At 38.7% G+C, this 25542-nt stretch carries 14 protein-coding genes; 4 read left to right on the top strand and 10 right to left on the bottom strand.

What is annotated here, in order from left to right; genetic code table 11:
• Positions 1 to 37: 37 nt before the first annotated feature.
• The gene (gene katG, locus H4J69_RS00465; protein ID WP_182244071.1) at positions 38 to 2260 is read right to left on the bottom strand and encodes a catalase/peroxidase HPI; all 2223 of its coding nucleotides are present in this window, start codon (positions 2258 to 2260) and stop codon (positions 38 to 40) included.
• 138 nt (positions 2261 to 2398) lie between these two features.
• On the opposite strand from katG, the gene H4J69_RS00460 reads away from it, so the two are divergent.
• Together H4J69_RS00460 and H4J69_RS00455 are read left to right on the top strand one after the other, a co-directional pair.
• Positions 2399 to 2935: a LysR substrate-binding domain-containing protein gene (locus H4J69_RS00460; RefSeq protein WP_182244097.1), complete on the top strand. Its 537-nt coding sequence runs from the start codon at positions 2399 to 2401 to the stop codon at positions 2933 to 2935.
• Between the two features lie 97 nt (positions 2936 to 3032).
• Positions 3033 to 4211, top strand: a complete 1179-nt coding sequence (locus tag H4J69_RS00455; protein ID WP_182244070.1) for a multidrug effflux MFS transporter — start codon at positions 3033 to 3035, stop codon at positions 4209 to 4211.
• 206 nt (positions 4212 to 4417) lie between these two features.
• Here H4J69_RS00455 and H4J69_RS00450 read toward each other — a convergent pair whose 3' ends face one another.
• The 6 genes from H4J69_RS00450 to H4J69_RS00425 all read right to left on the bottom strand — a co-directional run bounded on the left by H4J69_RS00450 (position 4418) and on the right by H4J69_RS00425 (position 17303).
• Positions 4418 to 8023 carry a response regulator gene (locus tag H4J69_RS00450; RefSeq protein WP_182244069.1) on the bottom strand — a complete coding sequence of 1202 codons (3606 nt, stop codon included), beginning with the start codon at positions 8021 to 8023 and terminating at the stop codon, positions 4418 to 4420.
• A gap of 347 nt (positions 8024 to 8370) precedes the next feature.
• Positions 8371 to 8949, bottom strand: a complete 579-nt coding sequence (locus H4J69_RS00445) for a DNA-J related domain-containing protein (RefSeq protein ID WP_182214899.1) — start codon at positions 8947 to 8949, stop codon at positions 8371 to 8373.
• A 413-nt stretch (positions 8950 to 9362) separates the two neighbouring features.
• Positions 9363 to 10310, bottom strand: coding sequence for a class I SAM-dependent methyltransferase (locus H4J69_RS00440; protein WP_182244067.1), 948 nt, complete (start codon positions 10308 to 10310; stop codon positions 9363 to 9365).
• Between the two features lie 242 nt (positions 10311 to 10552).
• Positions 10553 to 12007 carry a glycoside hydrolase family 16 protein gene (locus H4J69_RS00435; RefSeq protein ID WP_259367686.1) on the bottom strand — a complete coding sequence of 485 codons (1455 nt, stop codon included), beginning with the start codon at positions 12005 to 12007 and terminating at the stop codon, positions 10553 to 10555.
• Between the two features lie 68 nt (positions 12008 to 12075).
• A complete protein-coding gene (locus tag H4J69_RS00430; protein WP_182244066.1) occupies positions 12076 to 15327 on the bottom strand; it encodes a di-heme oxidoredictase family protein in 3252 nt (1083 codons plus the stop codon).
• Between the two features lie 467 nt (positions 15328 to 15794).
• A complete protein-coding gene (locus tag H4J69_RS00425; RefSeq protein ID WP_182244065.1) occupies positions 15795 to 17303 on the bottom strand; it encodes an MFS transporter in 1509 nt (502 codons plus the stop codon).
• A 536-nt stretch (positions 17304 to 17839) separates the two neighbouring features.
• Here H4J69_RS00425 and H4J69_RS00420 point away from each other — a divergent pair.
• A complete protein-coding gene (locus H4J69_RS00420; RefSeq protein ID WP_182244064.1) occupies positions 17840 to 19666 on the top strand; it encodes a glycoside hydrolase family 3 protein in 1827 nt (608 codons plus the stop codon).
• 67 nt (positions 19667 to 19733) lie between these two features.
• Here H4J69_RS00420 and H4J69_RS00415 read toward each other — a convergent pair whose 3' ends face one another.
• From H4J69_RS00415 to mgtE, 3 genes are all read right to left on the bottom strand, one after another.
• Positions 19734 to 21473: a nitrilase-related carbon-nitrogen hydrolase gene (locus H4J69_RS00415; RefSeq protein ID WP_182244063.1), complete on the bottom strand. Its 1740-nt coding sequence runs from the start codon at positions 21471 to 21473 to the stop codon at positions 19734 to 19736.
• A gap of 176 nt (positions 21474 to 21649) precedes the next feature.
• Complete coding sequence (locus H4J69_RS00410) at positions 21650 to 22492, bottom strand: phospholipase A (RefSeq protein ID WP_182244062.1); 843 nt, start codon at positions 22490 to 22492, stop codon at positions 21650 to 21652.
• Positions 22493 to 22841: 349 nt separating this feature from the next.
• On the bottom strand, positions 22842 to 24197 hold the full coding sequence (gene mgtE, locus H4J69_RS00405; RefSeq protein ID WP_182244061.1) for a magnesium transporter: 1356 nt from the start codon (positions 24195 to 24197) through the stop codon (positions 22842 to 22844).
• Between the two features lie 632 nt (positions 24198 to 24829).
• Here mgtE and H4J69_RS00400 point away from each other — a divergent pair.
• Positions 24830 to 25519, top strand: a complete 690-nt coding sequence (locus H4J69_RS00400; protein WP_182251915.1) for a hypothetical protein — start codon at positions 24830 to 24832, stop codon at positions 25517 to 25519.
• The last annotated feature ends 23 nt before the right edge of the window (positions 25520 to 25542 follow it).

Here is a 25542-nt window from a genome sequence, read left to right as displayed (position 1 = left end):
TAGCCGTATTAGCGATATAGTTTAAAAATAAACAAGCTTACTTTAAATCAAAGCGGTCTAATTGCATCACTTTAACCCAGGCTTTAATAAAGTCATTAATAAACTTTTTGTCAGCATCATCTGAGGCATACACTTCGGCAATGGCTCTTAATTCAGAGCTCGAGCCAAAGATAAGATCAACCGGTGTCGCTTGCCACTTTACCTTGCCTGAAGCGCGGTCAGCACCGATATAAATTCCAGCTGTAGATTCATCTTTAGTCCACACGGTAGACATATCTAATAAATTTACAAAGAAATCATTCGTTAAGACACCAGGAGTATTTGTGAACACCCCAAAAGATGAACCATCATAGTTTGCATCAAGTGCTCGCATACCGCCAACCAACACGGTCATTTCAGGGACATTTAAACCAAGAGAATTGGCTTTATCCACTAACATCTCTGTTGGCGATAGGTAACTTTCATCCGTATAAAAATTACGAAAGCCATCCGCTTTTGGTGCTAAATAATTAAATGATTTAACATCAGTTTGTGCTTGTGTTGCATCAGCACGGCCAGGCATAAAGGGTACAGCTACTGTTGTGCCTGCTTTTTTGGCTGCACTTTCAATAGCTGCTGCGCCACCTAATACGATTAAGTCTGCTAGTGATACTTGCCTTTTAGCTGATTGCTTATTGTATTTAGCTTGAATAACTTCAAGTGTTGTTAATACTTTATTAAGTTCGGCTGGATTATTAACCGTCCAACTATTTTGTGGCTCTAGTTTAATGCGAGCACCATTAGCACCGCCGCGCATATCGGTGACACGATGACTCGATGCTGAAGCCCAAGCCGTTCTCACTAACTCAGCAGTGGTTAAATCTGACTGTGTAATTTGCTTTTTCAGCTCAGCAATATCTTGCTTGGTAATCAGTTGATAGTTGACCGCAGGAATAGGGTCTTGCCATGTTAGCACTTCACTCGGCACTTCACTGCCCACGTATCTTGCACGAGGTCCCATATCACGATGTGTTAATTTAAACCAAGCTCGAGCAAAAGCTTTTTCAAATGCTTCAGGCTCTGCTCTAAAACGTTCAACAATTTTACGAAACTCAGGGTCTTCTTTTAGAGCAAGATCTGTAGTAAACATAATGGGTGCATTACGTTTATTAGGGATATGGGCATCCGGTACTAAGTTAACCGCAGCTTTGTTTTCAGGTGTCCACTGTTTAGCTCCAGCAGGGCTTTTCGTTAGAACCCAGTTGAAGTTCATTAGGTTATCTAAGTAATTCGTTGACCATTGTGTTGGCGTCGTTGTCCAAGCACCTTCTAAGCCACTGGTTATCGTATCTGCGCCAACACCGCTGTCACATTTGTTTTTCCAGCCTAAACCCTGTGCTTCAATATCAGCGGCTGCGGGCTCTGCACCAACACAATCACTGGGTTTTTTCGCTCCATGTGCCTTACCAAAAGTATGACCACCAGCGCTTAAAGCAACAATTTCTTCATCATTCATCGCCATACGACCAAATGACATTCTGATGTCTTGGGCAGCTAAGAGAGGATCAGGTTTACCATGGGGCCCTTCTGGATTAACATAAATCAAGCCCATTTCTACTGCAGCAAGAGGACCTTTCAATTTACCCTTTTTATCGCGACGTTTATCAGTAAGCATGGTCGTTTCAGATCCCCAATAAACTAAATCAGGTTCCCAATCATCCGTTCTGCCACCAGCAAAACCAAAGGTTTTAAAACCCATCGATTCTAGCGCTACATTGCCCGAAAGCACCATCAAATCAGCCCAAGAAATTTTACGACCATATTTTTGTTTAACCGGCCATAATAATCGACGCGCTTTATCTAAGTTAGCATTATCAGGCCAGCTATTAAGGGGTTCAAAACGTTGTTGCCCACCCGACGAACCGCCGCGCCCGTCATGTACTCTATACACACCAGCACTGTGCCAAGCCATGCGGATCATTAATGGGCCGTAATGCCCCCAATCTGCAGGCCACCAAGATTTTGAGTCAGTCAGTGTGGTTTGAATATCTTTTTTAAGTTGGGTTAAATCAAGACTGGCAAATTCTTCAGCATAATTGAATTGTTCGCCGTATGGATTAGATTCAGCGCTATGCTGGCGTAAGGGGCTAAGATTTAACATATCTGGCCACCAAAACTGATTGGTTTTTGCTTCATTGGCCGCGAATGCAGTTGTAGGTATTACCATTGCAGATAAAGCAACAGAGATTGCCGCAGCAATCGGAAGGGTTTTATTAAACATGTGCAGTCCTTTTTTATAATAATGGGTTTATAAAATGTCATCGTTAGCATAAGAACAATAAGGAGAATTGAATAGTTGATTAAATTGAAGATAATGTTCTATTTTACATAATGACTGGTTTAATATTTTCAATTAAAAATTATTGAAGACCTATCACATAGACTTGTTGAAAAGGTACCTGCCAGTGAAATTGATGCCGATATTCTTGCATTACCCTACTCTATTGAGGGATTGATCAGTTTCAATTTTTGGCAAGAAGGCTTTTATTGGGTCTGTCATAAAGATGAGTGTCCAAATAAAGTTCAGGGAATTACCAGTGAAGCGTTAGAAATTGATAAGCTGATGTTTTTAAAAGAAGGCCATTGCTTAAAAGGTCATGCCATAGCAGCTTATCGCTTGCAGCCTTCACACAAAAAGCAAGACACTGATGTTGACTCGGCGAGTCCTCATACTTTGATACAAATGGTTGCAGGAAAACTTGGTACAACACTTTTGCCACAGATAGCCTTAGAGCCATTGACCTTGAACGAGTCAGAACTTCGGGCGATTCATGTAAATGAACCCGGGCCACACCGCACCATTGTCTTAATCATTAGACTTAACTATGTCCGAACTAATGAATTAACTCTACTTAAAGATATTTTCACCAAACAATTAACTAACAAGTATAGTTAAAGCGAAATGCTGTTTAGTTTCATTAAATTAACGATAATTCGCTTCTGCTAATAACGCCAATATCTTATACTAGGCAGTCATCATTATTGAGACTGAAATGACAAATAGACAACTTTTACCACTGCTGATTTTAATGGTTATTTTTAGCCCTTTAGCCATAGATATATTTTTACCCGCTTTACCCATTATGGCTGAAGAACTTCTTGTTCCCATGAAGGAAATTCAATGGAGCATAACGATATTCATTCTAAGTATGGGCTTTGGTCAACTGATAAGTGGCCCACTCGCTGATAGATATGGTCGTCGCCCCGTTGCGATGGCTGGTATAATTATTTATGGCTTGGCTTCTCTTCTTTGTGCTTATGCAGATAACTTAACGTTTTTTCTCCTTAGTCGTTTAGTACAAGGCTTTGGTGCTTGCGCCATTGTTGTAGCCGCCTTTGCCAGTGTCCGTGATAAATACAACGCAATAGAAAGTGGCGTGATGTACTCTTATTTAAACAGTGCTATATGCTGTATTCCTGCGCTTGCACCATTACTGGGTAATGTTTTAACCGAGTATTTTGGCTGGCGAAGTAACTTTCAATTTATGACAGGATATGCTGTTTTTGCCGGTTTGATTTTGTTTTTTACCCTCAAAGAAACCAGGCCCACACATACCATACCCTCTAAAAATCTTATCAGCTTGGGGCATTTTATTACGGTGGCGAAACACCCTGTCTTTCTTTTTAATGCTTTAGTAGTAATGTTATCAATGGCAATTATTATTGCCTATGTAACGAGTTCACCTGCTTGGTTAATGGTGAGATTGGGGTTAGATCAGCAAAGCTTTGTTTATTGGTTTAGTCTCAATGCTGTCATTAATATTGTCGCTTGTTTTTTGGCTCCTCAGGTTTTAGTTAAATTTGGTGCCCGGGTGACCATAGGTTTTGGTATGGTTTTGCTGATTGTAGCCGGATTGTTAATGTTAGCTTTATTAACTTGGCAAACACCTGTCGCTTTTATGTTACCAATAATGATCAGTTCACTTGGTTTTTCATTACTGATGGGAGCTTGTGCAGGACAAGCTCTAGCACCTTTTGGTGAAAAGGCAGGTTCAGCTTCAGCGCTGTTAGGATTTGTACAAATGAGTGGTTCAGCAGTTATTGTATATTTATTACAACTATTGCCACTCAATGAAGCTGAGCAATTGGTGTTATTAATGTTGTCAATAATTCCAGTGTATTTCATCTGGAAGTTGCCTAAAGTAAAAGCCCGTATCATGTTAGATGGTTAGCAATTGGTGGTGATTTTTGATTTATTACCACGATTACCACTAAATTTAGATATACGTGACTTGAGACTCTGGCACAAGAAAGTGTAATCGCTGACAAGTATTGTATTCTCGATCAATATCAATATTTCACAGAGTAGATTAATTTTGACTTTGATAAATATAAACTAACCTTTCTTGTTATTTTTAACTACTTGCATAACGAACGCTTAATATTCGGGTAGCCAGCGTTTCAATGCCTCTTGTAGCTTGTTAGGGTTCACAGGTTTAGCAATAAAGTCGTCCATTCCTACGGCTAAGCATTTCTCTCGGTCACCTTGCATTGAATTGGCAGTCATGGCGATTATCGGAATATTGCTATTAAGTACCTTAGATTGAGGAAGACGAATTTTTTTAGTCGCTTCATAGCCATCCATTACCGGCATTTGACAATCCATAAAGACTAAATCAAAAGGTAAGTTTTGTAACGAATTTAGTGCTTCTTCACCGTTAGCCGCTATGTCGACTTGCACACCAAATTTTCTCAACAAACCTTGTGCAACTCTTTGATTGATAGCATTGTCTTCTACAACAAGAACCCTTGCTTTGAACTGCGGAAGTGCACGAGCGCTAAACGCCGTGATCAAAGGTTGCTGTTGGGAATTAACGCCAGCAATGGTCATTAAGGTATTGTAGAGAATCGACTGATCAACAGGTTTGTTTAGATATCCGTTAAAGCCAGCCGCTTTTAATCTTTCGACATCGCCACGTTGCCCTTGTGAGGTCAACATTAATAAACGAGTCGTTGAAAAAATATCGCTATCGGCTTTAATCTTAGTTGCTAGTTGAAGCCCATCCATTTCAGGCATTTGCATATCCAAAATAGCAATATGGTAAGGAGTTCCTTGTATTCTAGCTTGGGTCAGTTTTTCTAATGCCTTATCTCCACTATCTACTAGGGTATGCTCCACTTGCCACTTGGTCAGTAATAAACCTAACAAAGTCCGGTTAGTTAAATTATCATCAACCACCAGTATCTTTTGATTCTGTAAATTGTCATAAATTTTCTTGGGTCGCATGTTATCAGCATTAGCAATATTTATACTAAACCAAAATGTAGAGCCTTCTCCGTCAACACTTTTCAGTCCGATCTCGCCGCCCATCAATTCAACTAATTGTTTACTTATAGATAGCCCCAATCCGGTGCCACCATATTTACGGGTCGTTGAACCATCGGCCTGGCTAAAACGTTCGAATAGCTTGTTTTGATCCGCTAACGTTAGACCAATGCCTGTATCAGATATCTCAAAGAGTAATTTAGTGTGCTGCTTAGTCTGCTCTTGTACTTTGCAATGGACTGAAACCTCGCCTTGCTCTGTAAACTTTATCGCATTACCGATAAGATTATTGAGTATTTGTCGAATACGCCCAGAGTCTGCAATAAATGACTGAGCGGGTAAAATATTAGCCGGACAAATTAGCTCTAAACCCTTGTTATGCGCTTGAAAAGCGAGACTGGTAGCAAGGTCATGGAGCAATACTTCTAAATCAAATTCAAGTGGTTCAAGCGCTAACATTCCTGCTTCAACTTTTGAATAATCAAGAATATCGTTAATAATACTCAGTAATGACTCGGCACTATTTTTTACTGTTTTCGCAAAATTGTGTTGTTCTGGATTAAGAGCCGTATCAAGTAAGAGGTTAGTCATGCCAATAACGCCATTCATCGGTGTACGGATTTCATGACTCATGTTAGCTAAAAAAGCGGTTTTTGATTCATTAGCAACATCAGCTTGTTTTTTGGCTTCAGCTAAGCGAATAATCGTCTCTTTTTGATGGCTAATATCAGTACTGATATAAGTATAACCACTGAGTAATTTATTTTTATCGTAAAGTGGTACAATCGTAGTGTCTACCCAATAGCATTGTCCCTCTTTAGCTTTAATACGCACCTCATCATGCCAATATTTCCCCTTAGAAATCGCCGCAAAAATCTTATGCCAATAATTTTTTGACTGGTTATTAGCATTGAGAATACTATGACTTTTACCGATGAGTTCATTACGATTGTAACCAGTAATGGCGCAAAACTTATCATTGGCGTAGCTAATAATACCGTTAATATCGATTACAAGGACCAACGAATGTTCGTCCATCGCTTTTTTTTGTGCAGCCAAATCTTGTTGGGCGGTAATGCGTTTTTCTTCATTGATCACTCGTGCATCAATTTCTATTTTTAGTTTTTTATTCATGCGAAAAAACACTAAAATAATAAAAATGAGCAATGAGGCTATCGGTAATGCCCAGACGAGAATAGTTGATAATTCAGTACCCGATTGAACGTGTACCGATAACCAATTATTTGCAATAGCAGAACGTTTTTTTTCATTCATCGCAGCAAAGGTTTTATTTAAAATAGGAATAAGGGGTTCAAGCCCTTTTCTTACCGCCATCGATATTTCAAGTGTATATGGGGTAAAGGAGGTAATAATTAGATCATTAATTTTATTTTTGTTTATTTCATAATTAATCGCAGCAATAGAATCAACAAAGGCATCAATTTCACCCAACTGTAATTTTTTAAGTCCGTCTTCAACCGATAAAACATCTACAATTTTAATACTGGGGTGATCTCGACTAATCAATTCATTATAAACATAGCCTTTAATTAGGCCTAACTTCCTGCCTTGTAATGACGATAAACTTTCAGCATAGAAAGCGTTTTTCTTGCTAACAATGACGAGAGAAATTTCAAAGTAGGGTTCAGTAAAATTTATATATTCAGCTCTTTCTTTTGTATAAAAAATTGAAGACATGACATCAATATTGCCAAGTTTAAATTCCTCTAGCGCTTCCCCCCAACTCTTACCTACTGTTGGTGTTAAATTTATTTGTAGTTGTTGTTTGGCATGCAACATGTAATCTGCTGATATTCCGCTATGTTCACCCAATTCATCATTAAATTCAAAAGGAGGAAATGCAGAGTCAGTCCCCAAACTAAAAGAATTATTTTCTGACAGCCATTTTTTTTCGTTATCCGTTAAACTAGCAACAGATGATGATTTTTGAAAAAATGGTTTTAAGGTGGGGAGCCACTGTTTTTCTAATTCAATAATTTTATTAACGGGCATGTTTTCAATACCAGCATTAATTTTAGCTAATAATTCAGGTTGACCTTTTGCTATCACCCCAAAGACATTATTAGAAACAATAATCTCTTCAGAAATAGTGAATACTCCACTTAAGCCTTTTTTCGCTATTTGTGCAAAGGCATTAGGTAACTCAGCAACAACAGCCTGAACCTCATTATCTAATAACTTCTCAAGAGCATCATCAAAGTTTTTATACGTTGATTGCTCAAAACTTGCAAAGTTTTCCTTAAGGTAGGACTCTTGAAAGCTAAAATATTGACTGATTATCTTAATATCACTTAATTCTCTTAGCTTAGATTTTTTGTCAATTGAGCGATTATAAATGATACCGGTTTGTACATTATGGATAGGTAAGGAAAAATCAGCCCACTGTTGTCGTTGCTGATTCTGAAAGAGCCCAACATGTAAGGTATTCTTTTGTTTGAGCAAGGCTATACTTTCTTCAAAGGGCAATAAAACAAAGCGAATAGGAATATTGTTAGTTTTAGACCAGAGCTGCCAAAACTCAACATAAAGCCCACTAGGATTGCCATTGGGAAGCTTAAAACTAAAGGGCAAGTTATCTTCAGTGGCAACAACAGTAATAACACCTAACGGCTCATTGCCCAGCTCTTGTGAAACTGATGGAAAACTATGAATAAATGCAAAAGTTAATAGCAGATAAAAGGTAATTCTTAATTTCATATTATTAATTTTTATTCTTCATGTCGTGAGTATAAGTTAAGTATTATCTTGAATATCTTACCGGGAAATTAATAAATCTCAGTCAATAGCATTACCCGTAATATATCCATAATAGAGTCGTGTGTTGAGAACACATTTCATTAACTGATGATTAGAAAGCTTATCGTTATACAAGCGCATTCTATCAACAAAACTTAGCACTAAGTCGCTTTAAAATCAATCAGCACTAACATCCCTCTCCGTCTAAAATGTGCGCTTTGGCTATCCAACTACAGATATTAAAAACTATTTTTGCAATTCAACACATATCAGTTTATTCACGTCGTTTAATATCACCAACCGTAAAATTAGTCTTTGCGATGATAGCGCCAACTTAATACCTCATAAGCTTGACGAATTTCGATAAAATCCGCCGCGCAGCCACCTTTATCGGGATGGGTAATGGCAATTTTCTTCTGATAGGCCCGACGTATCCCAAACCAATCAATATTTTTATCTACCTCTAACGTCGTTAGAGCAGCAGCAACCTTATCTACTGCACGGTATCTTTGCCAAAAACGGGAAAAGAGTGACTCCACTTCTGCAAGGGTAATGTTATTCAAGTTAGACCAGCTTAAATAGTAATGGGCTAGATCAGTATCGCGCATAGCCAAGGTACCTTTTGCTGCAGCATGATTTGGTACTAAACAAATTTCTAATGGAAAAATAGTCAGTAAAAAACCCTCACTTTTAATATCTCGTTGAATTTGATAAAGCGCATTCATAACAAAAAAATTCTTTTGAAATATGGCAATTTGAGGGTCAACATCCTTTTTTATCAGTAGCAAAAAATCCTGTTGGCAAAGATTGACTAAATCAATTATGGAACAAGCACAGTTTTGTTTTTTTAAATATCCCAGTATGTTAATAATCAAAGGATTGGTCATGGGTTCATTCCTTGTTGATTTAATACTTTTAAGCCAGTAGATAAATTAAAAGCTAACGTTAAACGGTTGTCTTCTGATGACAAGTTACCTTAACGGCTACGCGATCACTCGCGGGTAAGTTTAGTAACACACCTGCAATTGAAGACATAAACTATTTTCATCTCTTTTCAAGAAAATAAGTAATAGCTCACATGTAACGTCAAAAAATAATAACTAAAATTAATGATAGGCGCGTTAGACTGATTTGTTGATATTAGGGATACTATTTATCTACTAGACAGCAAGAATCCACAAAACTTTCTGTATACCTTGTTCACCAAAGCTCTGCAATTTATTATTGTGCAGCAGTAAAGTATTAAACAAGTCATTACCTCTCACATATCAGGAGTAATGACTTGTTAGTATTATCTATCTTAAATTTTTTCGAATACAGTCACTCTTAACTTCCGGTCAACATTATCATCGGGAAAATCACACTCACTGGTAAAGCGTTCTGACATTTTCAAACTATGGCCAGATGATTCAATAATCTCGGCATCTGACTCATCCCACGTTGCATCATAACGATGAAATAAACAAATCAACCAACCGCCCTGACTTAAAAGCTTTGAACACATACTCACCAATTTAGAAAAATCTTGCCCTTTAGGCTGATGCTCTGCATAAGGTGATTTATAAACGGTTGGCGGTGGATCTAAAATAATGCCTTCGAATTGTTGACCACTTTTTATTGCCTTAGGTAAATGCTTATAGATATCACCCTTTATAAAACTGCGAGTGCCAAATTCCATAGCATTTTTTTCGTAGCTTTTTTCAATACGTGGTAATAACGCTTTCGATCTGTCCAGGTGAATTGCTGCCTTCGCGTTCCCCTTTAAAGCCGCTATACCCAAACTGCCCGTGAATGAAAATAAATTCAATACGCGACGGCCTTCACTATTATTAGCTAACCACTTACGAACGGGACGTGCATCCAGATATAAACCACAATTATGCATCGTATCGGCAAGCAAACTATAATAGACCCCGTATTCTTTGGTAAATTCTGGCGCATCAGCAATATCGCCATGAAGCGAGAACATTCTATTCTTCAAGCGTAACCCGAGAGTTTGATCACCTTTTGCCATAATAAGCGTGAAGGGAAAACACTGTAATAGTGCATCTTTGATTACATCAAGGTCATCACGAATATCGTCTTTAAATTCGACCAAGGCCATAGTGCCAAATTTTTCAATAACTACACCCGGCGCTCCTTCGGTGTAACCATGGAAAACACGCCAAGAATCAAATTCATCTGATTCATTTAAGACTTTTCTATCATTCCATGCTTTTTCGATGAGATCTTGCCACTTTATAGTCAAATCTATGTCCTGCCCTTAGGTATATTTCTAGTGTGGATTGTCTATATTCGTTAGATAATAAGTTAACAAAGAACACACTATCGCTTAAAACTTGTCAGTACGAGTTACTTTGAAAGCAGAACATCAAATAAATAAAATAATATAATGCTGCATCAGCAACTTATTCAATCAATATTATAACTAACCACTGCCGGTGTTAATACTGATATCCTAATAAATCAACCTTGTTATTAAAAGTTCTCCTAATTGAACATATTTTGTTTAAGATACTTCTGCCTAAATACTATCAACATCAGCAGTAGTAAATAACTGAATAAACCACCACTACTTTTTTCCCTCTTATCATCACCAGTGTCAAGCGGCATGTTGTTAACGCTAAATTTAATAGTGTTGCTTACTGAAAGTCTTGGGTTACCGTTGTCAGTTACGGTCAAGTCTACTTGATATGAATTCCCGCCGGCCATTGAAGAGGGATCAAAACTAACAAGACCACCGTCGATAATAGGTGATGGAATAGTACCGGATATAAGCCAAACATAAGAAAGGATATCGTCAGCATTTTCATCGGTGGCGTTAGCAGATATTGTGACTAAACCTCCGCTAATATCAACTGATGACACAGCCACATTATTCTGTGTTATCGACAAAGAAACTTCAGGAGATATATTAACCATCTCTTCGAAACAGCCCTTTTCATCAACACTTTCTCCTGATGGAGTATTTGGACACTGATCAAGGTTGTTCTCTATGCCGTCGTTATCATCATCAGCATAAACAGCGGGCGTATTTTCATTACAGCGCTGGGCATTATTTTGATTGGTAGCAGTACAATGCGCCAAATAATCCACTTCCATGGTGACTTTACGCAGACTTGGGTCTATCGCCCCACCTAGATTTCCCCCCATAGCAACGTTGAGTAAAACAAACATCGGTTCTTTATATTGTGGACAGTTCGATACATTATGCGCAGTGACTAAGGTATCATCCATATAAAATGATATGCTATTTTCATCCCATTCAATGGCGTAATCATGCCAATCGAGTACATCATTAGCGCCATTTGGATAAGTGAATCTCACTTCACTACCACAAGATCCCCCTCCGGTATTAAAAAAGTTAGTTATATAAGTGCTAGGACTATTGGCAAACCATTCCCAGACATCAATTTCGCCAGCGCCTGGGTTGGGCCAGTTAACAAAGTCATCATCATTTTTACGGGGGCTTTCAGCGATACGATTCTCTAACATCCAAAACGCCGGCCAAGACCCCCTTTCAAGGTTATGAAAACGAATTCTTGACTCTATTCTGCCATAGAGAAACTCACGTTTATCTTTACCGTTAATTCGACCGGAGGTCCAACCTCTAGATTGATTATTCAAGCCTGCACAATTAGTTTGCTGCTTTCTGGCGATTATTTTTAAGGTGCCATTAGAAACATCAAAATTCTTATTAATGGAACTGTCATCATCGGTATAACATTGAACTTCATTATTAAAGTTAGCATCGACTTGGGCCGTCCAATTTTGCCAATTAACACTGTCCCCTGAAAAAGTATCTATATAGTTAACTTCCCAACCTGCCATAGTAGGTGTCGTTATTAACAAACTCAGCAAACTCATTAAAAACAGTCGACTTTTAAAGCTGATATTCTTTAGCATTGAATTAACATTGCACGGATAAACTGAATATTGGTTCATTATTATTCTCTTTTTTCTTAAAAGAACTTATTAAATCAATCGACAATCGATTTAATAAGTCACTAATTTTATAGTGATTTTAAAAAGGCTATTAATGAAGCTTCGTCAGCATCAGAAAGTGCTTCATACTTAACTTTAGAAGCTTCTGATTCCCCACCATGCCAGAGAATTGCTTCATCAATTGTTCTCGCACGTCCGTCATGTAAATAACTATGCTCGGGCGTACAAACTTCATTACCTTGGCCGCCGACTGGGTTTTCTACACCTCCAGTAACGCAAGCCGACAAACCTATGCCCCATAGCGGTGTTGTTCGCCATTCAGCCCCTGTAGCGTTGCCCTCACCTAAGTTGTCAGCAAGACCTTCACCCATATCATGTAACAGTAAGTCGGTATAAGGATGAATAGTTTGATCTCTTAGTTCTGTAAACGGATGATAAATACTGGTTTGCAGTGTTGCGGTATGACAATCCACACAGCCAATACTTGAGAACAACGCTTGTCCTTGTTGTACCTGAGGATCATCAAGGCCACGTTGCGCTCGTACACCCAACAATGCGATGTATTTCACTAAATTGTTCAAGTGCTGGTCGCTTATTTCAGATTGGTCATGACCACATTCATTTCTTTCTTGTTGAGCAGAACCACAATCTGGTGATGGTAGTACAGAGGTCATCACCCCCATATCAGTATTAAACGCTGCCGCAACTTGATGCTTTATGCTTGATGTAGCGGCTTTCCAACCAAAACGTCCAAGGCGAATATCTTGGGTTTCGGGATCGATAGCACTTTGCGCTTTACCTGAAATACCAAAGGGAGCAAATTCATCATTGACATCAGCCATCGCTAAAATAGTTTCTTCAGGAATTGCTTCTAATAATCCTAGGCCAACGAGTTGAGGTGCAATGCGTGCTGAGAATTTTTCTGGCGTACCCGTTGAAAACTTATAATTAGGTGAACGTAAACCATTCACCTCAGTCCATGATTCAATAGCTACCGTTCCTTCACTTTGTACGCTTCCCGTATTCGATGGCTGTAAAACATCGCCACGCTGGGCATCGGGTTCACCATCAGCATCAGCAATTTTAAAGACCCATTTGTCTAATGCCTCGCCAATTGGTGCTGGAGCTGCCCTACCATTACGTTCATGACAACTTGCGCAACTATGATTAACAAAATGCGTACCTGACTTACCTACCATTTCTGAAAAAACACCATTGGCTGGGTCTTCATCATGTTTACCATCAACAAAAGAGGTATGATGAATACGTCTTCCTAAAACGAACGCTTGCCCATTTAAACTTGATAAATTAGTCGCCATTTGCATGAAATGGTCATTAGGTTCATTAGTATATTGATAGGAAAGCGTAGTATTACCGCCTAACCAACCTTGTTTAGCGATAGGATGTGAGTTTTCACGCTCTGATGATTTATCATCAAAATCTCCGACTGTTTTCCAAGGAGCCATGCCACCTTTACCGACTTGGTAAAGATAAGTTGTGCCGTAATAATTTGACCGCCCCTCTGGAACGCCTAATAAAAACTGACTGACTTCAATTTCCATGTGTTGGCCAATACTGAGGGTTTCTATGCTGCCATTAAGTCCGCGAAACTCATTAATGGTTACTGAATATTTATATTGATCGCCATTTGTACTTGTTTGCACAAGGTCGTCGTCGTAACTACCGTGACCGACCGTCACAACGTTAGGCTCATAATTACCATGGTATTCAGCAACAGTATTCATTCCTGAATACCATGCTCTAAATTCTAACGCCTCAAGCTGCCATTGTGTTACCCATTCAATTAAAATAGATGAGCCGCCTTTAGCCACATAATCGGTGAATTTATAACGTGCTGTTCTATGAGTCCAATAATGAGAAAGGTAATGGTCGTATTGCTGAAATTGATCTTCTTTAGCATGACGATCACGTCCTCTGTCAGCAAACTTGGTGACCACAGCATCATTAGTTTCATAAATTAAAGCATGTTCTTGTGCCGTGCTAGAGGTATAAAGTGGCACGATATCACCAAAAAGTCCGTATGCTTGAAGGTTCCAACCCGCTATAGCCGCACCTTCAGTGGTTCCTTTTTCGGTGTCACCTTTATAAAAGTATAACGGTTTACCCTGATAGGCAGCTTGTGTTGTGCCATCATTTCGATTAATGATTGATAAATTTGGCACACCAGAAGCGACACCATCAGCCACTAAAAGTGGAGGCCAATTAACCGCACAACCGTCGTTGCAATTACTGCCGTCAGATCCAATGTCATTATCAAAGGTATATAAACTAAAACCTGGCTTTTGGCTGTCTTCACCACCAACAAGAATATCGTTGTTAAACGCCACTTCAATTAACTGTTCTACGGCTTCACAGCCGAGAAAATCCACAAAGGTCCCGATAGGTGTATCTGGACAATTATCCAGATTATTAAACACGCCATCACCATCTGAGTCAGCGCACCCGACCTCATTAATTTCTGCATTTTCAAGCGTATCAGGACACAAATCTAGGTCGTTACCAATACCATCTAAATCATCATCAATAACCGCTGTTATTTGCAGCCAATTAATATTGAATGAACCTGCGTTTATCGCTAATCGTAAGGTAAAAGTACCGCTTGTCGTTAAAAACGAATTAACCACATGGGTTTCAAAGGTTTGCCATCCCCCCGTGCTAGCAACATTGTCACTACCAATTGTATTGCCATTTATCGACAGCGTATAATTACCACCGCCTGAATCTGAAGCCACGCGGCTGCTAATGGTATAAGTCCCAGCACTTAAGGTTACCGGGTATTCTAGCCATTCTGTTGCTTGGGTATAACCAATATTGTAACCGCCGCCCACATCAGTGGTAACTTCGATATCTACAGCGTCATTACGGTAACTTGCTCCGCCTTCATTGCTCGCCGTGGTATCAAAATAGCTGATGTAATCTTCTGCTTGAACAAGCACATCAGCAACCTCTTCAATGACCGCACAGCCAGAGCTGTCTACCCTTGTATTGTCTGGAGTTTCAGGACAAGTATCATCTGCATCTTTAACACCATCATTATCACTGTCCGTATCGACACTAACAATAATGATTTCGCAACCACTCGCGTCTACATTGGTATTGGCTAATGTATTAGGACACGAATCGACTTGGTCGAATACTCCATCATTATCAGTATCTACATTGATAGTCTCTTTTTCTGTTGGAGTTGACCCACCTCCACAACTTATTAGCGTACTGAGTAATAACAATGAAAGCATTTTTTTTGAAAAAACACTTAAAGCTCCTGTTAGTGCGCTAAGATTTAATGTTAATTTGCTCATTATTTTATTATTCTTCTCTTAAAATATTCAATTAAGTCACTGATTAACCAGCTTAATGAATAATTTGGTTTATAACGATCCCAAAAGATAAACAGTACTGCTGCACTTATATCAATAAGCGCTAACTCTGCATTTTTGAATTATCTTACTGTCTAGCATCCTATAAATAGTCATGTTCAGACTTGACTATTTTTAGCACAATTATTGGCCAAACAGCATCGAAATACGGTCAAAGGGGGGGTAGAAAAAGTTGAAGTGGATAAAGGAAATGAACGAGTATTAATGATAAACTTTTGTTATCACCCTCACAAAAGCTTGCTTTGTTTTCATTTAAAACAATAACTTAAAAACTTTTACATTTATTTTATTTCGTACTCATATTTAATAAAAGTATAAAGATCTCACGAAAATAAAGCTCATTGTATATCTACATAGTTAACTATGTAGATATACAATTTATAAGTGCCTTAGGTAGGCGTAACACCGTCAGTACTGTCATCTAAGTCATTCACTTCAGCCGCCATTTTTCCTCGACGTGCCTCAAGTTTACTGCGGGTATCATGAGCCATTTTCTCAGTAATCGGGTAAGTAGCGACCATCCAAATAGCAACCACCGAACAAAGTACAGGCACAAGTACATCAGCTAAGCGCATATAAAACAGTGTATCAGCAGATTGGGCTCCAGCTAACGCGACATCAAAACCTGTTGCATGAAGTAAAAATCCGCCAGCTGCCATCGCCGCTGCCAAGCCTAATTTAACAACCCACCAATAAATTGAGCCAAACATACCTTCACGTCGCTCACCGGTTTCCAATTCATCAAGATCACAGACATCAGCAACCATAGATCCCATTAAGGTGAACAAACCGCCTAAACCAAAAGAGAAAAATATTGGTGGAATAATCACTAGCATTGGATTATCCGGTGTAAAACAAATCCATTTAAGTGCATAACCAAAGATAGAAATGGCAATGGTTATGAAAAAAGCATTTCGCTTCCCTAACCAGCTTGATAATTTAGTAACAATAAAAATAGCACAAGACGTTGAAATAAATGACACCGTACCCGCCCAACCGACATATTCAGCACCTAATGCTTGATCGCCGCCAAAGACATAATAAATAATCACGTAACTTTGGAAAGCTGAAACCATCATAAAGCCGTTGAACACTAAAAAGGTTGCGCCACATAAACTAAGGAAAGGCTTAAATTTAAGTGTAATTAAAAAGCCCTTAAAGAAATCAGTAACGGCATAACTCAAGCTTCTTGGTTTTACTGGTGGTGCATTCGGGTCAATAATTGTTTTTGAAGTTGCTATGGGTGTAAAGCGTTCAGTAAGAAATATTGCCGGTAAAATACCAACAATAATAGTAAATAGCCCAATAATTACGGCCAACCAACTGGCGCCTTCAATCATATCGCTAAACAGCGATTCATTTTGCATAAACAGTAAGAACCAAGGTGCAAATAACCAAGCAAATTGGCCCATAAAATTCTGCACAGCCATGATGCTGGTACGTTCATGATAATCAGGCGTTAATTCATAGCCTAATGCGACCCAAGGTGTTGCAAAAATAGTATAGGCTAGATAAAAAATGATAGAACCAATTAAAAAGAACCAAAAGTAAAATTCTTCACTCTGGCCTCTCGGTAATTGCCATAACAAGGCAAAAGTAATACCTGCGACAATAGCGCCCCAAAATATATAAGGTCTGCGTCGACCCCACTTTGATCTTGTGTGATCGGAAATATACCCCATTAGCGGATCGGTAAAGGCATCGACCAAACGAGGTAATGCACCTAACAAACCCACTAAAGCTGGATTCATACCTAAACCCAAGTTAAGCACTATGGTCATAGTACCAATTGCCGCACCTAATAAGTTATTTACGAAAGCGCCGAAGCCATAGATAATTTTTCTTAGTGTGGAAATTTTATCTTCAGTCGCGGTTTGATAATGTTCTTGCGTACTCATAAAGCGCTATTCCGTTAAAATGATTATTGAATGAAACTTTAGCCTAATTAAAATTTAGTGAAAGGTTTCAATTATAAATGTCATTTGACACTATATAATTGTAAATCTTAAACAATATAAAAACGATGAGTCGGTCATTGTGGGGCGATGAAATGGTCACAATGAGCTTTTTAAATTGATATAATTTTTTCTACTAGCTCAATAGTCCAATAAAAGTATTTACTGAAAAATTGATAAAATCCCAATAACCTCGAAATAAGTCCACCCTACCGTATTTTAGTTGTATCCATTTACATTCGTAATAGTCTGTTAAAGTAAACTAATTTATAAATAATATGGCTAAGGTTAATTAACCGTTTAAATTTATATTTTTAATTTCATTTGAGAGATGTAATACCTGTAAATATTTGTCAGCAACTAAGCAACGCTAAGGATGTAGATATAGCGTTTTACGTGCCTGCTTAGCTCACTCAAATGACATTAAAATAAAATTGGCAAAATGAAGAAATTAAATAATGTCAGGATAACTCAATACTATGCAGCCACTACTTAGTCAGCCGTCAATAAAGGAACAAGTTGATGAGCTAATGTCAAAAATGACATTAGCACAAAAAATTGGACAAATGACCCAAGCTGAACGACTGAGCTGTACGCCCGATGATGTCAGAAAGTACCATTTAGGTTCGGTATTGAGTGGCGCAGGTTCATTACCCGAAAATAATGATCTTAACAGTTGGCTAAAAACAACCGATAGCTATTGGCAAGCATCAATGGTTAGTGACGAAAATCATTTAGCAATCCCCTTACTCTATGGTGTTGATGCCATACATGGTCACAATAATCTTAAGGGAGCAACAATTTTCCCACACAATATCGGTTTAGGTGCTGCCGCCGATGCTGATTTAATAGCACGTATTGCACAAGTAACACGAAAAGAGGTATTAGCGAGTGGCGTCGATTGGGTCTTTGCACCCAACCTAGCTGTTGCACAAAATATTCAATGGGGTCGCAGCTATGAAAGCTACGCTCAAACCCCAGAATTAATTAATCAATACGCAAGTGAAATTATCAACGGTCTTCATGGAAAGCTTGCTGGTGAAGGCGTTATCGCTTGTGTCAAACATTGGGTTGGCGATGGAGCTACAACGCATGGTATTGACCAAGGTGATGCTAATATTTCTTGGCAAGAACTCAACAATACCCATATTAGCCCCTACATAAGCGCTTTAAAAGCGGGGGCAATGACAGTTATGGCGTCATTTAATAGTTGGAATGGCAACAAGTGCCATGGCCATAAGTATCTGCTCACGGATGTACTAAAACAACAATTGAATTTTTCTGGTTTCATTGTTTCTGACATGAATGGTATTGATTACCTCTGTGATGATTTTTATCTCGCGGTTGCTCAAGGCGTTAATGCTGGCATCGATATGTTTATGCTCCCCGAAAACTGGCAGCAATTTATTCACCATCTTCATAACCATGTTGAATTAGGAACTGTGCCTATATCAAGAATTAATGACGCCGTCCGCCGGATATTGTCAGTAAAGTTTGCCAGCGGATTATTTAATTCGCCTCGTCCCAGTGAAAGGATTTGGGCAAATAATGTTAGTTTTGGTGCTAGTGCGCATAGGAATATTGCACGAGAAGCGGTCAGAAAGTCACTTGTGCTGTTAAAAAACAAGAAAAACACACTGCCTTTAAAAAAGCAGGCTCGAATTTTAGTTACGGGTAAGAATGCTGATAATATCGGTCATCAGTGCGGAGGGTTTACCATTGATTGGCAAGGTGTATCAGGAAACGATCAATTTGAAGGAGCCACTTCTGTCTGGCAAGGTATTTCAGCGGTTGCGCCCAATGCGGTATTAAGGCGTGATAGTGATGTTTCAGCAATATCGGCAAAAGATCATGATATCGCTGTGGTGGTGATCGGTGAGTACCCTTATGCAGAAGGCCATGGTGATATCAGAGATTGTGAAAACCTTATAATAGAGGCAGGATCACAAATAAACGGTCAAGTAAATATTTCAGCGCCCTATGGCAACTCACTAGCATTAAAACAGTTACACCCAGAAGACTATCTATTGATAAAAGATATTAGTGATAAGGGCATACCCCTGGTTGTTATTTTGATCTCAGGGAGAACATTAATCATTAATGACGAATTAGATAAGTCAGCAGCATTCATTGCTGCTTGGCTTCCTGGCTCGGAAGGCCAAGGTGTTAGTGACATGCTCTTTGGCGAGTTTAACTTCCAAGGTAAACTGTCTTTTTCTTGGCCTAAAAAAACCTCGACAGAAAAGAAGAAAAACAACACTAAACCACTCTTTCCCATCGGCTATGGTTTACGTTACAAAAAATAAAGTAATGATACTTACTGGCAATAAATACTGCAATGATAGCACACCCAGAATTAGTAAGCACTTACCACTATTTAGAGCAACTGGCAATAGGATGGACTAATGCTTTAGTGATTTTTCCCTGTTGGTATTTAACCAGTGGTTGATTAATATAGCCAGTAAATTTAGCTGACTTACGTTCAGATATTAAGGTAGCGCCTGAGCTTAAATTGGCAATAAACCCCGTAGACTTTTGTAGTTTATCCTTCTTTTTATTGGCATTTTTATTGGCGTTATCACTAAGTAAATCAACCGATAGGCAGCCCGCAGCGAAGCTCTGTTCACGACTCGCCGCAAGAATACAAATTCTATGTTCTGCGGCACGCGATAACAAGCAATATTCAACCTCACCTGGCTCTTGAATTTCAAAAGGCACCAGTAATAAGTGAACCTGATTCAACGCCGCTACGTTAACTATTTCAGGTATGGTTGCGTCATCAGCTGTTAGCATAGCAAGCTTGATATTGCCTTGCTCTAACGGTAAGTCTACAAAAATTAACGCATCTCCAAGTGGTGTCCACTGGTATCGTTGGCAAAAGTGTAATTGCTGCTGTGTTGCCAATAAGCCTTGTTCGCTTATTAACACTGCCTGATGTGCGCCATCAATCACTAAACTAGTACACACATATTGATAAGGTCTCAGTACTGAGCTGATTTGTATAATGAGTTGTTTACTCAAAGAGGCTATATCGGCGAGTTGCTCAGCATTATTCGTTATGGTTTTATCTGCAATAAAAAATAACTCAGGCAATTGAATAATGTCACTGAGGTTGTTTTCAATATAAAAACAAACATCTTCAATGGCTTGTTCATTAGACTTATAGGTTGCAAATATTGCGACATTCGCCGTTTCGGGAACCTTGTCATTATTCACATGCTTAGCCACCTTTTTTATCGGTAATGTTAGCGCTTGATAAAGTTCAGGGCGTCGTTGCATAAAGACATCGCTGCCATCAGGTCGGCATTTGTTATTGGGTGCTATCGCAGAGTTTTCTAAATCAAGATCAGCAAACACAAAACCTGCTTCATTATGGTTCATTTTAGCGAGTACTTTACCCTCAGGAGAAACTATTTGGCTTTGGCCTGCGCCACTTAGAGAGCCCGTTGGTGACAATCGACCAATTTTATTTGCCGTGGCCAAAAACACTTTATTTTCACACGCTCGAGCTGGGTCATGTAAGTGACTTTGATCGTAGGAAAATGTGCTTATTGAATTACAGAATAATTGCCCACCTTGCAAAGCTAATTCACGAGAGGTGTTAAAGGTCATCGTGTCGTTACCCATTAACAGTCCAATTTTTGCAAGCGGCGTTGAAGTTAACGTAGACGCCTGACTTGCATTAATAAAAAAATCATTTTCATAACCTTCTAATTCTTGTTTATCTACTTGGTCAAGGCGTTGCCCATACGGCGAAAATAAACAAGTGGTTATACTAACATCCGCTTTAATCGCATCCATTTTTTGCTCAGGTGAGCAGTTACTTGCAGCGTCACGTCTTAAAGTAACGTTAATTACGATGTAGCAGTGATGCTTTTTGGCTTGCTGTGCGATAGCCAGTAGAAAAGGACCGTCAATGTCTAAAGCTTGATGCCATGCCTGATTACGGTCCTTGTACCCTGGTTCGGTATGACAAAAAAGTGTATTACAAAATTGAGGTAACACTATGAGTGCTGGCTGACAGACGGCCGCCTCATTTATCATACGCAGGCAGGTTACTTGATTTTCTTGAACATCCAAAGTGGTGGCAAATTGAGAAACGGCGACTCGCATGATATGTTTTTCCGGATAATGGGCTGGGCAATGATGCAAGCTTAAAGTTACAACTTTAAGCGAGGGGATATTATACTTTTAAACATTGCAGCCCAAACTTTCAATAAAATTAAGGGTGGGCTAACAATTAAGGGGTTAGCAATAGTAGGTGATTAAACCTTATAACGTTGCGTTACTTATAAAAATTTCATTTGCATGCCTAAACTAATGCGCTGTTGATGACGGTCATAGTCGATAAGTGAATCCCCATAACCATTAAAGTACTGTATCAATAAGTCATAACCTTCAGTGAATGAATAAGAGAGATTTAGTTCGACACTACCTTTATTATCACTCAATTTAAGATTATTTCGCACTGCAGTGAAAAGGTTGAATTTGCCTAGCTGAGTACCAACACCAAATTCCATATGCCCAAGATAGTCTGTAATATCTGGATTGTCATCACCAATCACAGAAAGTGGTGTTTCTTTTTCATCTTCAGCTAGTCGATGCCAAGCTTTTATATAATAAAAAGCACTTTCGTCACTAAACACTAACGACGCAAAAATTCGGTTCCAACTGCGCGATGAAAGACCACTTTGACCATTGGATTGATGATTGATGCCAAACTGAACTTGATTAAACTTAAAGCCTAATATGCTGTGATTCTGTTGCCAACTGTAAAATAATTCAGGTTCGTAATTGGTTTCTCGAAAAGGTTTAGATGCCTCACTGTTGTACAATTGCCAATACGATACTGCGGTAAAACCAAAGTACAGACCTGAAGCATCAGTCGTTGGTAAATATATAGGAAACTTGATGCTAATTTGATATTTAGCTTCTACATTATCAACATTATCATTATTTAACTCTTCAACCGTACGGGTACCTGGCTTACTAATATAGGAGACTGGCAGTAGGTAATTTAATCTATGTTGCGAAATAGCAAAGGGGTTAGCCGTTGTTTTCAAAAGCGCTTGTTCTCTTTTCTCTAGAATAGATTTTTCTTTTTTTGTGGCGACACTTACTTCTTCAGCCATTAATAACTGAGGTAAACAAAGCAGGATTAAGCATAAGGTTTTAGTTATAACTGTTAGTATATGGACGTTGTTCAAGTGTTATTTCTCATAAAAATTTAGTATAGGATCGACTTATCAATCAATGTTTAAAGGCATTGTGATAATCGCTCGGTTTATTTTTTCGTCATTCACTGTTTTGTTATTAAGTACTTAAACAGGGGGTGATTAAGTACATTGTTAACTAAAGTTCATAATAGCCATAATAACAGGTAAATCCAATTGGGTCAGTCAAACTTATTTGTAAAAGTAGTTTACATAAGCACCAGGGTGCGGCTTATTGGCCTTTTGCTGATGATTAAAACAAGGCTAATTAAATCAAAATATAAGTCGCAGTCCCTAAAAAGATTAAAAAACCAACCGCATCGGTTATGGTTGTTAAAATAACACCGCCCGCAATGGCTGGGTCTACACCCAGTTTTTTCAATATTATAGGAATAAGCGCACCTGAAAGCGTACCGGTAAGGCTCACAACAAAAAGAGCCAGCGCAAAAACGACCCCTAACTGCCAATCGTCATACCATAAAATAGTAATTAAAAAGACCACTGCAGCCCATAATATGCCATTAATAAAAGAGACTTTTAATTCATGAATGGTCAGCGAAACAATATTGGCACTACTGACTAAATCGCGCGCAATACCACGAGTAACGACAGTTAACGTTTGGCTACCTGTAACGCCTCCCATGCTTGCCACTACGGGCATGAGTACCGCGAGCGCGACAAGTTGTTCTATTGATGCTTCAAAAAAGCCAATGACCCAAGCGGCCACAAAGGCGGTGATTAAATTGGTGCCTAGCCAAATAGCTCGATTAAAAGAAATATGAGAAACAGGGGCAAACATATCGAGCTCTTCATTAAGGCCGGCGGAGGCCAATAAACGCTGCTCTGAATTATGTTTTAGCACATCGATAACATCATCAACCGTTATTCGACCCAACAAAAAATTATTTTCATCTACAACTGGCGCAGAGATTAAATCATGGTCTTCGAAAATTTGTGCAACCTGAATGGCCGATTGTAACGAGTCAATCAAGGGCACATCGTTTTTCATTACGTCGCCAACAGACAAGCTATTGTCCATTGAAACCAAGTCACTAAGATATAAGGTTCCTTGTACCTTGTTATTTCTGTCAACAACAACCAGTTGGTCAAGTTGTTCGGGCAACATACCTTCTTTTTTTCTTAGCTTACACAAATACCGATAGACGGCTTTAAGACTAACATCCTTTCTGACCGCCGTAGCGTCAACATCCATCATACCACCGGCTGTATTATCAGGAAAAGAGGCCACTGTCTGGTAACGCTCTTTTCGCTGACTATCCATGGCCTCAACCATAGCGGTTACTACAGGTAATGGTAAATCAGCATCAATGTCGGCTAACTCATCCATTTGAAGCGTCGATAAACATTTAAGTAAATCAGCTTCGCTGGTTTTTTTAATCAGAAATTGGCGCAGTTCGCGGTGTACAGAGAGTAAGACTTCACCCTTGTAATTTACCGGGATCAAACTCCAAAAATCATCGCGATATTTATTGGGTAGTGATTCGAGTAATCTACCCAATTTAGCCGGATGGTATTTCTCTATTGAAATCAGCAGCTCTTGATCGTCTTCTTGCTCTAATGAATGCGTTAATTGGCTAACAAGTTTGGTAAAAGTATTGCTCATAGGATCTACTTATAGTGATTAATTCAATCATTTACTGGAAAAGGCGTGCTTAGCAAGTTGCTTGAGCGTAATTTAGTCGCAATCACCACTGACATCAAGGCTTATTAATAGGTCAAGCTATTGCTTGAAAAGCCCGGCTAAATTTATGTAAATAAAACACTTACTTTAGGCGCTTAACAATAAGTCATCGCTAAAAGCGCGAGCCAGTCACTAGATATTAAAATAACGAGGACAAAAATAATTTTAACAATATGCATATAATAATGTAGACAAAGCAGTGCATTGGCCTTATAAAAACATTAAAATTGTACCATTTGCTAACTTTACTGGACCACCACTTTTTAGCCTTTAAATAATAGATAGAAGTAAGGCTTTCTCTATTTCTTGTTATAGAAAGCCTTAATGTAAACACTGAGTGCCAGTAATGCTAACCGGTAAGCTAACACCTACAAATCGTCAATAGGCCTAGTAATAATAACGTTTAAATATCGCCTGAGGTTTTTAATTACTTGGCTTACCAAATGATAATGACTGCAATAATTTTATTATTTTAAAATACCACACAACAAAACAATTAGAGTATACACTGAGCCAATTATTTGTATTAAACAAGGGTTACAATGAAGGAAAATATGCAGACATTCATCGCTTTATTGTCAGCAGATGACGATAATGATTTACGCCAACATTATTTAGCTTCAAGTGAGTCGGAAAATATCATTCAATTAGCTTATCTATTTCAACAAGGAATAGCGCAAGTCGCATCGTTTGATTTTTATCAACAATTAACCACGACATTAATAGCCAGTAAAATTTTACCTGTTGCGCTTATCGCACAAATTAAAACCAACGACACATTGAGTTTTTTTACCCCTGCCCTTCAGGTACAAGACAACTTTACAAAAACAGATCGCAGACAGCGCAATGCTTTACATTATTTATTCGCTGGCAATAAAGTAGTCGCCAGTACCCCACCCTTTATTTATTTACGTTCAATGATGTTATTTGGCAGCAATAATACCTTACGTGATGCACTCTGCCAGCGTGACCACGAAAACTTAACTCCCATTGAAGTTTATTTATCGACTAATCAAAATTTAATTTCGCTAGCGCCGCACGAACTTACCGCATTATTGGCCTTAATAGAGATCGAAAGTAAACAACAGCCCTTAGCCACAACCAACTACTCAAAGGTAATTAAAGTGCTTGCTGAATTATGTTCTCGTCAAGATAAGCACTTTGACAGTGAGCTACAACGTCTTATCTTGGTCGCTATCTACTACAAAAAAGCCATTAACGATATCGTTAATGGCTTACACTAAATTCCAGTTGGCGTTATCGCAAT

This window comes from Colwellia sp. BRX10-9, assembly GCF_014077405.1.
Classification (GTDB): Bacteria; Pseudomonadota; Gammaproteobacteria; order Enterobacterales; family Alteromonadaceae; genus Colwellia_A.
This window is presented reverse-complemented; position numbering and strand designations above follow the sequence as displayed.